Source organism: Halomonas sp. XH26 (assembly GCF_024138895.1).
Taxonomy (GTDB): Bacteria; Pseudomonadota; Gammaproteobacteria; order Pseudomonadales; family Halomonadaceae; genus Vreelandella; species Vreelandella alkaliphila.
The window spans coordinates 2,275,813-2,288,199 of record NZ_CP071889.1 but is presented as its reverse complement, the minus strand read 5'-3'; the positions used below and the strand labels follow the sequence as shown (position 1 = coordinate 2,288,199).

13 protein-coding genes are annotated in these 12,387 nt (G+C 53.4%); all 13 read left to right on the top strand.

The window, feature by feature from the left end; genetic code table 11:
* Positions 1 to 10 precede the first annotated feature (10 nt).
* The 13 genes from plsX (at position 11) to J4377_RS10555 (ending at position 12,364) form a co-directional block, all read left to right on the top strand.
* Positions 11 to 1,030: a phosphate acyltransferase PlsX gene (gene plsX / locus J4377_RS10615; RefSeq protein WP_120386781.1), complete on the top strand. Its 1,020-nt coding sequence runs from the start codon at positions 11 to 13 to the stop codon at positions 1,028 to 1,030.
* A 150-nt stretch (positions 1,031 to 1,180) separates the two neighbouring features.
* Positions 1,181 to 2,140 (top strand): ACP S-malonyltransferase, encoded by a 960-nt coding sequence (fabD, locus tag J4377_RS10610; protein WP_095603137.1) that lies wholly within the window; start codon positions 1,181 to 1,183, stop codon positions 2,138 to 2,140.
* Positions 2,141 to 2,206: 66 nt separating this feature from the next.
* Positions 2,207 to 2,950, top strand: a complete 744-nt coding sequence (gene fabG, locus J4377_RS10605; RefSeq protein WP_038485281.1) for a 3-oxoacyl-ACP reductase FabG — start codon at positions 2,207 to 2,209, stop codon at positions 2,948 to 2,950.
* A 124-nt stretch (positions 2,951 to 3,074) separates the two neighbouring features.
* Positions 3,075 to 3,308: an acyl carrier protein gene (acpP, locus tag J4377_RS10600; RefSeq protein WP_008956801.1), complete on the top strand. Its 234-nt coding sequence runs from the start codon at positions 3,075 to 3,077 to the stop codon at positions 3,306 to 3,308.
* A gap of 193 nt (positions 3,309 to 3,501) precedes the next feature.
* Positions 3,502 to 4,740 carry a beta-ketoacyl-ACP synthase II gene (gene fabF, locus J4377_RS10595; RefSeq protein WP_038485274.1) on the top strand — a complete coding sequence of 413 codons (1,239 nt, stop codon included), beginning with the start codon at positions 3,502 to 3,504 and terminating at the stop codon, positions 4,738 to 4,740.
* 6 nt (positions 4,741 to 4,746) lie between these two features.
* Entirely contained in the window at positions 4,747 to 5,553 is an 807-nt protein-coding gene (pabC, locus tag J4377_RS10590; protein ID WP_038485272.1) for an aminodeoxychorismate lyase, read from the top strand.
* A gap of 30 nt (positions 5,554 to 5,583) precedes the next feature.
* The gene (mltG, locus tag J4377_RS10585) at positions 5,584 to 6,591 is read left to right on the top strand and encodes an endolytic transglycosylase MltG (protein ID WP_253485492.1); all 1,008 of its coding nucleotides are present in this window, start codon (positions 5,584 to 5,586) and stop codon (positions 6,589 to 6,591) included.
* A gap of 62 nt (positions 6,592 to 6,653) precedes the next feature.
* A complete protein-coding gene (gene tmk, locus J4377_RS10580) occupies positions 6,654 to 7,307 on the top strand; it encodes a dTMP kinase (RefSeq protein WP_120386784.1) in 654 nt (217 codons plus the stop codon).
* Positions 7,298 to 8,281 (top strand): DNA polymerase III subunit delta', encoded by a 984-nt coding sequence (locus J4377_RS10575; RefSeq protein WP_120386785.1) that lies wholly within the window; start codon positions 7,298 to 7,300, stop codon positions 8,279 to 8,281. The genes tmk and J4377_RS10575 overlap by 10 nt, the downstream gene beginning before the upstream one ends.
* A 38-nt stretch (positions 8,282 to 8,319) precedes the next feature.
* Positions 8,320 to 8,655: a PilZ domain-containing protein gene (locus tag J4377_RS10570; RefSeq protein ID WP_038485261.1), complete on the top strand. Its 336-nt coding sequence runs from the start codon at positions 8,320 to 8,322 to the stop codon at positions 8,653 to 8,655.
* Between the two features lie 73 nt (positions 8,656 to 8,728).
* Positions 8,729 to 9,562 (top strand): TatD family hydrolase, encoded by an 834-nt coding sequence (locus J4377_RS10565; protein WP_253485490.1) that lies wholly within the window; start codon positions 8,729 to 8,731, stop codon positions 9,560 to 9,562.
* A gap of 31 nt (positions 9,563 to 9,593) precedes the next feature.
* The gene (locus tag J4377_RS10560; RefSeq protein ID WP_253485488.1) at positions 9,594 to 10,160 is read left to right on the top strand and encodes a DUF1285 domain-containing protein; all 567 of its coding nucleotides are present in this window, start codon (positions 9,594 to 9,596) and stop codon (positions 10,158 to 10,160) included.
* Entirely contained in the window at positions 10,157 to 12,364 is a 2,208-nt protein-coding gene (locus tag J4377_RS10555; RefSeq protein WP_253485485.1) for an ATP-dependent helicase, read from the top strand. The genes J4377_RS10560 and J4377_RS10555 overlap by 4 nt, the downstream gene beginning before the upstream one ends.
* The last annotated feature ends 23 nt before the right edge of the window (positions 12,365 to 12,387 follow it).

The window sequence follows — 12,387 nt, the reverse complement described above, 5'->3', positions numbered from 1 at the left end:
TGGGTGCTGTGTGCGCCTAGCGATTGATGTAATGGGGGGTGACCAAGGCCCCCGTGCCATTATCGAAGGCTCCGCAAGGGCGGTTGTTGAACGCCCCGACCTAGCATTAACTCTGTTTGGTCCGCGTCAGCAGATTGATGCTGAACTTTCGCGTTTGCCGCAGCCTTTGGCTGCGGCAACGTCACGTTTGGTGGCAGCCGATGCTCCAGAAAGCGTTTCTCAAGCGGCAACTGCTGCCTGGGCAATGCGCCGCGGAGGCGCTACCAGCATGGCGTGTATGCTGCGTAGCCTGTCTTCAGGTGAAGCGGTTGCAGGCGTGAGTGCGGGAAATACCGGAGCTTTGGTCGCTTTAGCGAGGCGCGAACTTGGTATGTTGCCTGGTATCTCCAGGCCGGCAATCAGTACTGCAATCCCCGCGCGTGGAGGGCGACGTTGCTATTTGCTTGATTTAGGGGCAAATGTAGATTCCCCTGCATCCAGACTGTTTGATTTTGCCATGATGGGTGCCGCCATGGCTCAGTGTATGGATCGCATTAGGCGGCCTCGTGTTGCCTTGTTGAATGTGGGTTCTGAAGCCACGAAAGGTAGTGCTAATGTGCGCGAAGCGGATCGTTTGCTGCGTGAAAGTGCCAGCGATTTAAGCTTTGATTACCTTGGTTATGCTGAGGGTGGGGATATTTTTCAGGGCGATCTTGACGTCGTGGTTTGCGATGGCTTTGTTGGTAATGTCACGTTGAAAGCCAGTGAAGGCTTGACTCGTATGTTGGTGGAACGCGTACAAATGGCGTTTGAATCACGCTTGAGTGGGCGTTTAGCAAGTATACTGGCCAGGCCTGTACTGAAGAGGCTTAAGCGGGAGCTAGACCCTGTACGTTATAATGGGGCCAGCCTCTTGGGGTTGCAGGGTATTGTGGTGAAAAGCCACGGCAGCACCCAAGCGGATGGTTTTTATTATGCAATTCAGCGTGCATTGCAAGAAGTGGAGCATGATTTGCCTGTACGAATTGCAGCGCGCTGGTCGTGTTCTTGAGCGCTATCAGCGCAGTAGATAATAAGACGTTATATATTTTTGCGGGCTATTGGTGGTAGCAGGATGTGCCAAAAGCTGTTTTAGCAACGGCGCCAATAGCACGCTTATCGCTCAACTGAGCAAATGCCTACAAGAGCAAAGGTGAACGACATGTCTCAACCCCTTGCCCTCATTTTTCCCGGGCAAGGCTCTCAGCAACTTGGAATGTTGCGAGAGCTAGCCGAGCGCTACAGTGTGGTGGGAACTACATTTGAGGAAGCGTCAGACGCTCTGGGCTACGATTTGTGGAAAGTCGTCCAGGAAGGTCCAGAAGAAGCGTTGAATGCGACGGCATGCACTCAGCCGGCACTACTTGCCTCCAGCGTAGCTATCTGGCGTATCTGGCAAGAGTTGGAAGGGCCTCGCCCAAGTGTCATGGCCGGCCATAGTCTTGGTGAATATAGTGCTATGGTTTGCGCTGGAGTGATGGGGTTCGCTGAAGGCGTGCGCCTTGTTCGCCTGCGTGGTGAAGCCATGCAGGAAGCTGTCCCTGCAGGAGAAGGTGGCATGGCGGCGATCCTGGGGCTTGACGATAGCGCAGTTGAAGCGGCCTGTGCCCAAGCGGCTGAAGGAGAAGTGGTATCTGCCGTTAATTACAACTCGCCTGGGCAGGTTGTTATCGCAGGTGGCAAAAATGCCGTGGAGCGTGCTATCGCAGCCTGCCAGGAAGCGGGAGCCAAGCGAGCGCTTTCACTGCCGGTGTCAGTACCTTCCCATTGTGCGTTAATGCGGCCAGCTGCTGAGCGACTTTCCGAGGCTATGCAAAAAATTGAGCTGCGTGCCCCTCGTTATGCGGTTATCCAAAACGTCGATGCGCAAGCCCATGCTGATATTGAGACATTGCGTACGCGCTTAATCGAGCAGTTGTATCAGCCCGTTCGTTGGTCATCTTGCGTTGAAGCGATGGTCGAGCAAGGTGCTAATGTGTTCATTGAATGTGGGCCTGGTAAAGTGCTTACCGGATTGAATAAGCGCATTGTGCGTAGTGCCAAAGGGTTGGCGGTAAATGATCCTGATAGCCTGGATTCAGCCCTTGAGTTAGCACGTGAGGCGTCGGCGGGTGGTGCGTGAAAAATGGTGCGTGATAAGTCACTATTTTCCGCTACCCTTGCTTAGTTAGGTTGAAGGAAGAACGTTATGACTCAAGAACGAAGAGTTGCGCTAGTTACTGGTGCTAGCCGAGGTATTGGGCGAGCCATTGCCCATGAGCTTGGGCGTCAAGGACGTATTGTGGTGGGAACTGCCACTAGCGAATCGGGTGCTGAAAAAATTGATGCGGATCTAAAAGAGCATGGCATTGAAGGTGCAGGTATGTGCCTTAATGTTACTGATCAGCAGAGTATTGATCAGGTGCTCAAAACAATTGGCGAACGTTTTGGTGCGCCCACGATTTTGGTCAATAATGCCGGTATTACCCGTGACAATTTGTTAATGCGCATGAAAGAGGATGAGTGGGACTCCGTGATGGATACCAATCTCAAATCTGTTTATCGCGTTAGTAAGGCATGTCTGCGTGGTATGACAAAGGCGCGCTTTGGGCGTATCGTGTCGATAAGTTCTGTAGTGGCAACGATGGGTAACCTAGGCCAAACTAACTACGCCGCTGCCAAAGCAGGAATGGAAGGTTTTAGTCGTGCTTTAGCGCGTGAAGTCGCTTCCCGTGCTATTACGGTTAATGCGGTTGCGCCTGGGTTTATTGCAACGGATATGACAGAAGCGTTGCCTGAAGCGCAGCATGAAATGCTGCTTAAGCAAATTCCTCTTTCGCGTTTAGGCGGGCCTGAGGAAATTGCCGCTGCCGTTGGGTTTTTGACAAGTGATGCTGCAGGTTATATCACTGGCGAAACGCTACACGTTAACGGCGGCATGAATATGCGTTGATGGCCTTAGGTTTGGCGGTTGCGTCAGCTTAAGGGCGTCTATAAACTACCCCGCAGCTTTTGGCTTGCGGTTTCCAAATGGCTGGTTATCAAAAACGGCTAATGTGAACGACTGGAGTACGTTGATGAGTACTATTGAAGAGCGCGTTAAGAAAGTTGTGGCAGAGCGCCTGAACGTTAAAGAAGAAGATATCCAGAATAGCTCTTCTTTTACTGAAGACCTGGGTGCTGATTCTCTTGACACCGTTGAACTGGTGATGGCGCTTGAAGAGGAATTTGATACTGAAATTCCTGACGAAGAAGCTGAAAAAATCACCACGGTTCAAGAAGCTATCGACTACGTAAACGCCCATCAGTAAGGGTTGAGTCGAAGCAGTGAACCAGGGTGGGGTGCTTACCCACCCGTATGAAAAGCCGTCCTGAGTAGGGGCGGCTTTTTTGCTTTGTTGTCACAATGAATATAACGTTCAATCTCCGTTATACTAGTCACCGAATTTCTGCAGCAAATGACCCAGATGGGTCGTGTCACCATGGATGCCTGGAGGAAAGCTAATGGCGCGAAGAAGGGTAGTGGTAACTGGGTTAGGCCTGGTGACCCCAGTGGGTAACAGTGTTAATGAGTCGTGGGCAAATATTGTCGCCGGCAAAAGTGGCATAGCGCCGATTGAGCACTTTGATACAAGTGGCTTCAACACGCGTTTTGGAGGATCGGTTAAAAATTTCGATATTAGCCCCTATCTGAACCCTAAAGACGCACGCAAGATGGATTTGTTTATCCAGTACGGCATGGCGGCAGGAGCCCAGGCCGTTCAGGACTCGGGGCTTGAATGTACCGAAGAGAATGCTGAGCGCATTGGGGTGGCTATTGGTTCAGGCATTGGTGGTTTGCCGATGATTGAACATAACCATAATGCGCTGAATAAGGGTGGCGCACGCCGCGTCTCGCCGTTTTTTGTGCCAGGTTCAATCATTAATATGATTTCTGGCAACATGGCGATTCAGCACGGCTTCAAAGGCCCGAATATCGCGATTACCACAGCGTGTACAACGGGTACCCATAATATTGGCTACAGTGCTCGCACGATTGCATACGGCGATGCCGATGTAATGATCTGTGGCGGTGCGGAAATGGCCACTACCCCATTAGGGTTGGGCGGGTTTTCGGCCGCGCGAGCGCTCTCTACTCGCAATGAAGACCCTCAGGCGGCGAGTCGCCCGTGGGATACTGATCGTGACGGCTTTGTGCTGTCAGACGGTGCGGGTGTGCTTGTTTTGGAAGAGTACGAGCACGCTAAAGCGCGTGGTGCCAACATCTACGCAGAGCTTGCAGGCTTTGGTATGAGTGATGATGCCTATCATATGACTGCGCCGCCGGAAGATGGGCGTGGTGCTGCACTTTCCATGAGCAATGCCATTAAAGATGCGCGTATTGATCCAGCGGATGTGCATTATATTAACGCGCATGGCACGTCTACCGCAGCGGGTGACTTAGCAGAAAGCCGGGCGATTGAAAAAGTGCTTGGTAGCGCAGCTCAGCAGGTTGCCGTGAGCTCTACCAAATCAATGATTGGCCACCTGTTAGGTGCTGCAGGAGCGGTTGAAGCGGTGTTTAGTATTCTGGCTATTCGAGACCAGATTGCGCCGCCGACCATTAACCTGGATAACCCACAGGAAGGCTGTAATCTTGATTACGTACCGCACACCGCGCGGAAGATGCCCATTGAAATAGCGCTCTCAAACTCGTTTGGGTTTGGTGGTACCAACGGTTCACTGCTGTTTAAAAAGGTATAACACGCAATGCCAATGCCCCAGGTGCCGTTTGACGACCGAGGGCTTGCGTATGGTGACGGAGTATTTGAAACAGTGCTGCTGCGCGCTGGTGTCCCTGTGTTATGGGATTATCATTACGCACGCTTACTGCTGGGCTGTCAGCGTTTGAATATTCCGTTGCCCTCCATGGAGCAGCTGGTCGCCACCTGGCAATCTCCGTCTCGCGCCGAGCTTGAAATACTCAAACTAATCCTAACCCGAGGAAGCGGTGGGAGAGGGTATGCAACGCCGGATAGCTCTCAACCTCGCTTGCTTAGCCGTAGAACGCCTTTTGTGGTAAATGCTGACCGTTGGCATGAGGGAGTTAACGTACGGATTTGTCAGTTGCGTTTGGGGCATCAGCCGCTTTTAGCAGGCATTAAACACCTTAATCGATTGGAAAATGTACTCGCGCGCCAGGAGTGGAGTGATCCCGACATCGCCGAGGGGTTGCTTGGAGATGCTGATGGCTGGCTGGTGGAAGCCACCAGTATGAATGTCTTTTGGCAGCAAGCAGGAGTGCTCTTCACACCGCCATTATCGCAGTGCGGCGTGGCGGGTACGCTGCGAGCGGCATTATTGGATCATGGCGTGGTACAGGAAGCCCCTATTGCGCTGAACGCTATCCATGAAGTTGAGCGTCTTTGGGTAGCTAACTCGGTACAAGGTGTGTGGCCAGTGAATAAGCTGTTAAGTGAAACAGGTGAAGTTCTGCAGTCCTGGTCGCTGACAGGCCAAGATAGGCTGCAAGCAATAGGCCATGACTTACTTGGCTATTCGCCGACATCCCGTTAGGCAGAATTTTATCAACATTATTGAGGTGTCATGGTGAAACGGTTTTTAGCTGCCGTAGGTGTCGTGGTCGTGGTTGGATTCGCAGCCGTTGTGGGCGGCTATGCTTACTGGCAGCAGCGCTTATCGGCACCGGTCACACTTGAGGAGCCCGCGCTTTACCAGGTTCCTGCGGGTGCTGGGTTCAATCAGGTCGTTCGAGAGCTGGAAAGCCAGGGTTTTATTGAAGATGCTTGGGCATTTCAATTATTGGCGCGTGTTGAACCTGAGCGTGTACCACGCTTACGGGTGGGGGAGTATCAGCTAACCCCAGGCATGAGCGGTCTTGAACTGATTGCTCTATTGGGGAGCAATAACGTTGTCACTTATCCGTTAACGATTCCCGAAGGCTGGACGTTCCGCCAGATGCGCGAGCTGTTGGACAGTGCGCCAAAACTTGAGAATCGGACGGCAGAGTTAAGTGACGACGAAATTATGTCGTTGCTGGATCGAGAGGGGACTTTTCCTGAAGGCTGGTTTTTCCCTGATACCTACCGCTACCACCTGGGTATGAGTGACGTTGATATTCTACGTCAGGCGCTTTCCCGCATGGAGCAGATTCTAGCAGAAGTCTGGGACGGGCGTGATGATGACCTGACCATCGACACACCTTACGAAGCGCTCATTATGGCATCGCTCATTGAGCGTGAAACAGGCGCGCCGGAAGAACGTCGGGAGATTGCAGGTGTCTTTAAACGTCGTATGGAACAGGGAATGCGTTTGCAAACAGATCCCACCGTCATTTATGGCATGGGCGAACGCTATGAAGGGAGGATCACACGTGCTGATTTACGTGAGGCGACCCCCTATAACACCTATGTGATTGACGGTATGCCACCAACGCCGATTGCCTTACCCGGGCGCGCCTCACTTGAAGCGGCTGTGAATCCGCTACCTGGAAAAACGCTTTACTTCGTCTCTCGCGGTGATGGTACCCACCATTTTTCACGTACGTTACGTGAGCACAATAATGCGGTTAATCGCTATATTCGCAATCGCTAATCAGGTTGAGTCATTGTTTAACTGCGATGTTTTTTTTCGAATTTACTTAGTAAGGGGCTTCAATGAGCAAGCGCGGACGCTTCATCACCCTTGAGGGTGGTGAGGGAGTCGGAAAATCTACTAACGTGGCGTTTGTAGAGACATGGCTACAAGAGCGCGGGATAGAGGTTGTGCGAACCCGTGAGCCCGGGGGGACGCCGCGCGCTGAAGCGATTCGAGGGTTGCTGCTTGATCCCTCTTTCGATGAGCCCTTGCACAGCGATGCCGAATTGCTATTAATGTTTGCCGCGCGAGCCCAGCATCTAGCGCAAAAAATAGTGCCAGCCCTTGAGCGCGGTGCCTGGGTGATCTGTGATCGTTTTACCGATGCTACCTTTGCTTACCAGGGCGGTGGCCGCGGTATTGAGACAGATCGGATTGCTCAACTGGAACAGTTAGTGCAAAAAGGTCTCTCCCCAGATCTAACCCTGTTACTCGATATGTCACCCGATGCTGCGAAAGAGCGTCTTGAAGGGCGTTTAAGAGACCAGCAAACGCAGCGTGATCGCTTTGAGCAAGAGCAAGTAACCTTTTTCGAAGCAGTGCGGCGGGCTTACTTAGAGCGCGCTGCTGCCGCCCCCCAGCGCTTCGCAATTGTTGATGCGGGGCAAGCGCTTGATCAAGTGCAAGCGTCTCTAGCTCAAGCGCTAGAAGAGCGAGTGGCTATATGGCAATAACGGGAGTGCTGCCTTGGCATCAGCCGACGTGGCAGCAGTTGATTCGCCTTTCCAATGAAGGGCGACTGCCGCATGCGCTGTTAATCAGCGGTGCTCACGGAGTTGGCAAGCAGCAGTTGGCGGAAGCGTTGATCGCTCGAACGTTATGCGCACAGCCTGGCGAGCTAGCCTGTGGCCACTGCCATAGCTGCGCCATGTTGGCTTCAGGCTACCACCCCGACTTGATGCGCATTTCTCCAGAAGAGGGTAAGCGTCAGATTCGCATTGACCCCATACGTGATGTAAACCGCTTTGTTTCGCAAACCGCGCAGCAGGGTGGGTATCGTGTGATCGTGATCTCTCCCGCGGAAGCAATGAATATTGCAGCGGCAAACGCACTGCTCAAAAGCCTTGAAGAGCCCGGCGATAAAACGCTATTTATTCTGCTGTCAGACGTGCCTTCGCGCACGCTGCCTACGATTCGCTCCCGCTGTCAGCAGTGGCCATTAGCCAGTGTTCCCTTTGAGGATTGCCGAGGCTGGTTGACTGAAAAACTCGGCGGCGACGAAGCACATTTTTGGTGGCGAGTGTCGGGTGGTTTGCCGCTGCTTGCTGTGGAGTTGGCAACGCCTGAGGAGCGCGCTCTTCGCCATCAAATTCATGACAGTTTCGAGCAGTTAGTGCGTGGTGCTGAGCCTGTTTCAGAAGCTGCCAGGCTTGATCGTCAGGCCATTGATGCCATCTTGTGGTACGGTATTGCTTGGCTTGAAGACTTGATCCGGCTGGGTTTGTCTGGCGAAACCTCGGTGCTGCATAACCCCGATTTAGAGCCGTTATACCGTCAAGCGATGAAAAATGGACGGGTGCAGGATTGGTTCCGATTACTGGATTATGCTCGAGAGCAGCGCCGTTTATTCGCAGTCGGCGCTAACCCGAACCCTCAGCTAGTGCTTGAAGCGTGGCTGGTACGCTGGTCGGCGCTGTTACGCTCCTAGGGCTGTTGCTAAATAGGGTTGTTGCCAAGGAGGCTGTTATGACGGTTCAAAAAGCACTTTCTTTGACAATGCCGGATATACCGACGTTACTTTCCGCGTATATGCCTTTTCTAGATAGAGGCGGTATTTTTGTCCCGACTAAAGCGCTCTATCGACTTGGACAGCAGGTCTATCTATTACTGACCCTGCCAGGAGAGAGTGAACGTCTTTCTATCTCTGGCCATGTTGTTTGGGTTTCTCCTGAGGGCGTGAGTGGACAGCGAATGCCAGGTATTGGGGTGCATTTCAGCCAGCAGGACTACTCAGTACGTGATCGCATTGAAACGTTGTTGGCCGGCCAATTAGATCAAGCACCTCCATCCTTTACGCTTTGATAGCCGCTTAGCACCGCAATAACATTGAACAAAGCCTGCCCTTCACCTGTTTACGAGAATTTAAGAGAGCTGCATGTTTGTTGATTCCCACTGCCATTTAGACCGTTTATCTGAGCTAACCCACGACGGCGATATTGCCGCAACGCTGGCGGCTGCTCGTGCTGCTAATGTGAACCAGTTCTTAGCTATTGCGGTGACGCTTGAAGAAATGCCGGGGTTGGCGGCAATCGCTCGTGAGCACCACGACGTGGTTATTTCGGCGGGATTGCATCCGCTTCATCAGGCTCCGAAAGAACCAAGCGTAAGCGATATTGTTGATGCTGCTGAGCAGTACGGTGCCGTCGCCATCGGTGAAACAGGGCTGGATTATCACTATCAGGACAGCGTGCCTGTAGAGGTTCAGAGCGAGCGGTTTAAGCGCCATTTAATTGCGGCCAATGAGCTAGAGCTGCCGGTAATTATTCATACCCGTGAAGCGAAAGAAGACACGTTAGCGTTGCTGCGTGAGCACACTAATCCGGAGGTGGGCGGCGTATTACACTGCTTTACTGAAGATTTAGACATGGCGCGTGAAGCTGTGCGGCTTGGGTTCTATATCTCGCTATCGGGTATTATTACCTTCCGCAATGCTGCGTCGCTTAGAGAGCTGGCCAGAAAACTGCCGCTTGACCGGCTGCTGATTGAGACCGATAGCCCTTATTTGGCGCCTGTTCCTTATCGTGGAAAACCCAACGAACCCGCTTGGGTGGTTGAGGTGGCAGAGTGTATCGCTAAAGAACGAGGGATCAGCGTTGATGAAGTGGCGATGCAAACCAGCGCCAATTTTTATCATCTGTTCCGCGCTGCCGTGCCTGATGCACCTGATAACGTAAAGGAAGCGTTGGCGCAGTCCGGTTTAGTGGTATAAGTGGCTGTGAGCACAGCTTGGGAGGTAAGCGATGAATATTGATCGGCTTATGCAGCAATTTAACGGTTCGGCGACGATTCCCCCCGTTGATCAGTGGCAGCCAGCACTTAGTGGCGATATTGATATCGTTATTCAGGCTGATGGCACGTGGCTGCATGAAGGAAAGCCGTTTGAGCGCCTTGCCATACCACGGTTGTTAGCGAGCCTATTACGACGCGATGCCGATGGCTATTGCCTAGTAACGCCTGTTGAACGTTGGCGTGTCACCGTGGTTGACTGCCCGTTCGTGGCGGTAGAAGCAGATTTTCACGATGATGCCTGGTGGCTGACGACCCAATTCGATGACGTTGTTCGTGTGGATGCAGAGCACCCGCTTAGTCTCTCCAAAACGCCTGAAGGTGTCCTTGCCCCTGAGTGTGCCGTGCGCTTTGGGCTAGCGGCTCGCTTGCATCGCAATGTGTATTATCGATTGGTAGAGCAGGCCACGCTGAGCGAAGCAGACGACGGCGAATGCCAATGCCGACTCTACAGCGCAGGATCTTGGTATGTTTTAGGCCAGTTTAATGCCAATGATGCGATGCCAGGCGAGGTGACGTGAAGTTAACCGCTGAACAGCAAGCCGTTGTCCATCATCGCGAGGGGCATGCCCGCGTAGCGGCTGTCGCGGGAGCGGGTAAGACCACCACCATGGCGGCAAGGGTGCTCCACCTGCTGGCGTCTGGTGTGTCGCCGAAGCGTATGCTGGTGCTGATGTTTAACCGCTCGGCTCGAGACGATTTTCAACGCCGCCTGATCAGCATGGCGCCTCAAGGGCAGCCATTGCCAGATGTGCGCACCTTTCACTCCCTTGGTAATCGGTTGACGCAGAGTCTGTGTCGCTGGGGGGCGCTTGCGCCGAGACGCCTGCTGTCTGCTGATTGGCAGCTAGAGCGCCTGTTGCGTCAGGCGAGCTTGAATGTGCTTCACGATGCCGTTGAGCGTCGCGATGCGGCTATCGAAGGCGACCGATTAGAAGCGCTTGCCCACTTCTGTGGGCTGGTAAAAGCGGAAATGCTATCGGCTGATGTACTTTACAAGCGTCTTAATTACGAGCCGGATACTGACTACTTTCCCAGCGCATTTGATGAAGCTGAACGGCTGTTGCACGTTGAAGGCGTCATGACCTACGCTGATTTGCTCTACCGGCCCCTGCAAGTGTTAGAAGCTGAACAGACCTTGCGCAGTCGTGTGGAAGGTTTTCTCGATCATGTGATCATTGATGAATATCAGGATATTAATACTGCCCAGCAGCGGTTGCTAGCGGTGTTGGCGGGGTCCAGCGCCAATGTGATGGCGGTAGGTGATGCGAATCAGTGCATCTACGAATGGCGGGGCGCACGCCCTGACACCATGCTGGAGAACTTTACCGCCACGTTTGGCAGCGCCACAGACTACCCGCTCTCTATCACGTTTCGTCATGGCCACGCGCTGGCGCTGACCGCTAACCATGCCATCATGGCTAATCAGCGCCGACCAGACCAGCTCTGTTTGGCGGATGCTAATAATCCTGAGACCCATATATCTGTCGGCCAGGGCAGCCGACTGCTGCTCGATGCCTTAGTTGATTGGCAAGCGCAGGGGCGCGCGTTGAGCGATGTTAGTCTGCTGGTGCGTAGTTGGGCGCTTTCGGTGCCTTTTCAGTTGGCGTTACTGCAGGCGGGTATTCCATTTCGTCTTCAACGAGAAGATCGTTTCGTTTTCCGACTCCCTCTCGTGCAGGCATTGGCTGGCTATTTGAAACTGTCTCGCCAGCCAGAGCTGCTGCACGATCCAGAGCAACTCTTGCTTTTGCTCTCTCAGCCAACGCCTTTTGTTGCCCGTGAGCGGCTTCAGCAGCTCGCCTATCAGCTGGCCAGCACCCAGCGCTGGCCTGAACGCCACGAGCCGGTACTAACCTCTCTAAAGCCGCTGCAGCGTCGCACGCTTAAAAAGCGTTGGGCGCTGCTATGTGAGCTGCCCAAATTAAGTGGTTGGCCGCCTGCAAAGCTGCTGAGTCATGTGGTGGAAACGATCGAAGCGGAAAAAACCTTAAAGCGAGCAGCGGCAAGACGCGATAAGGGCGAAGAGGACGTTCGTCTATTGGATGTGCTTATCGAGCAAGCCGATAGCGTGAAAGATCCAGATGCGTTTATCGAACTGCTCGAACGTCCAGTAGAGAACCAAGCTGGCGGTGTTCTGATTAGCACGGTTCACGGAGCGAAAGGTCTGGAGTGGCCGTTGGTCGCCGTTGTTGGAGTGAACGAAGAGGACTTTCCGCACTACAGTCGAGACAATCCGCTCAATGATGAGAGGTTAGAAGAAGAGCGACGACTGTTTTACGTAGCGATTACGCGGGCTCAAGAGCAGCTGCTGGTGTTGCATGATGGTGGTGTTCATCGGCCTAGTCGCTTTATTGCGGAAAGCGCTTGGCAGGATAGTTTGCGGGTGGCGTCATGTCTGTCGCGCCAAGATACACCCGTAACGGCTGTGCAGGTAACATCGCCGAGCTTGGTGAAGCGCTATCTTGAGCGGTTAGGACGAACAGACATTGAGCTGGCGGCGCCGCAGGTCAATGAGGCGGCGGCAAGTTACCAGGCTGATGCACACTTTTACCCAGGACAACGCTTGATGCATGCCGTGTTTGGAGAAGGTGAGGTGGCCTCGGTAGAAGGTAACCCCTCCGATCCTGTTATCGATGTGCGCTTCGCACAGGCTGGCCGGCGTCGTCTCATTGCTCGACGTGCGCCGATTGAGTGCTTAGAGCCACCGGCGCAGCCAGCGTAACTGGCCGCGCCGTATGGCACCCT

Excerpts from the sequence above, each read along its gene's own strand:
- fabG (WP_038485281.1), top strand. The coding sequence starts at position 2,207 with ATGACTCAAGAACGAAGAGTTGCGCTAGTTACTGGTGCTAGCCGAGGT.
- acpP (WP_008956801.1), top strand. The coding sequence starts at position 3,075 with ATGAGTACTATTGAAGAGCGCGTTAAGAAAGTTGTGGCAGAGCGCCTG.
- fabF (WP_038485274.1), top strand. The coding sequence starts at position 3,502 with ATGGCGCGAAGAAGGGTAGTGGTAACTGGGTTAGGCCTGGTGACCCCA.
- J4377_RS10570 (WP_038485261.1), top strand. The coding sequence starts at position 8,320 with ATGACGGTTCAAAAAGCACTTTCTTTGACAATGCCGGATATACCGACG.
- mltG (WP_253485492.1), top strand. The coding sequence starts at position 5,584 with ATGGTGAAACGGTTTTTAGCTGCCGTAGGTGTCGTGGTCGTGGTTGGA.
- pabC (WP_038485272.1), top strand. The coding sequence starts at position 4,747 with ATGCCAATGCCCCAGGTGCCGTTTGACGACCGAGGGCTTGCGTATGGT.
- tmk (WP_120386784.1), top strand. The coding sequence starts at position 6,654 with ATGAGCAAGCGCGGACGCTTCATCACCCTTGAGGGTGGTGAGGGAGTC.
- J4377_RS10565 (WP_253485490.1), top strand. The coding sequence starts at position 8,729 with ATGTTTGTTGATTCCCACTGCCATTTAGACCGTTTATCTGAGCTAACC.
- fabD (WP_095603137.1), top strand. The coding sequence starts at position 1,181 with ATGTCTCAACCCCTTGCCCTCATTTTTCCCGGGCAAGGCTCTCAGCAA.
- J4377_RS10560 (WP_253485488.1), top strand. The coding sequence starts at position 9,594 with ATGAATATTGATCGGCTTATGCAGCAATTTAACGGTTCGGCGACGATT.
- J4377_RS10575 (WP_120386785.1), top strand. The coding sequence starts at position 7,298 with ATGGCAATAACGGGAGTGCTGCCTTGGCATCAGCCGACGTGGCAGCAG.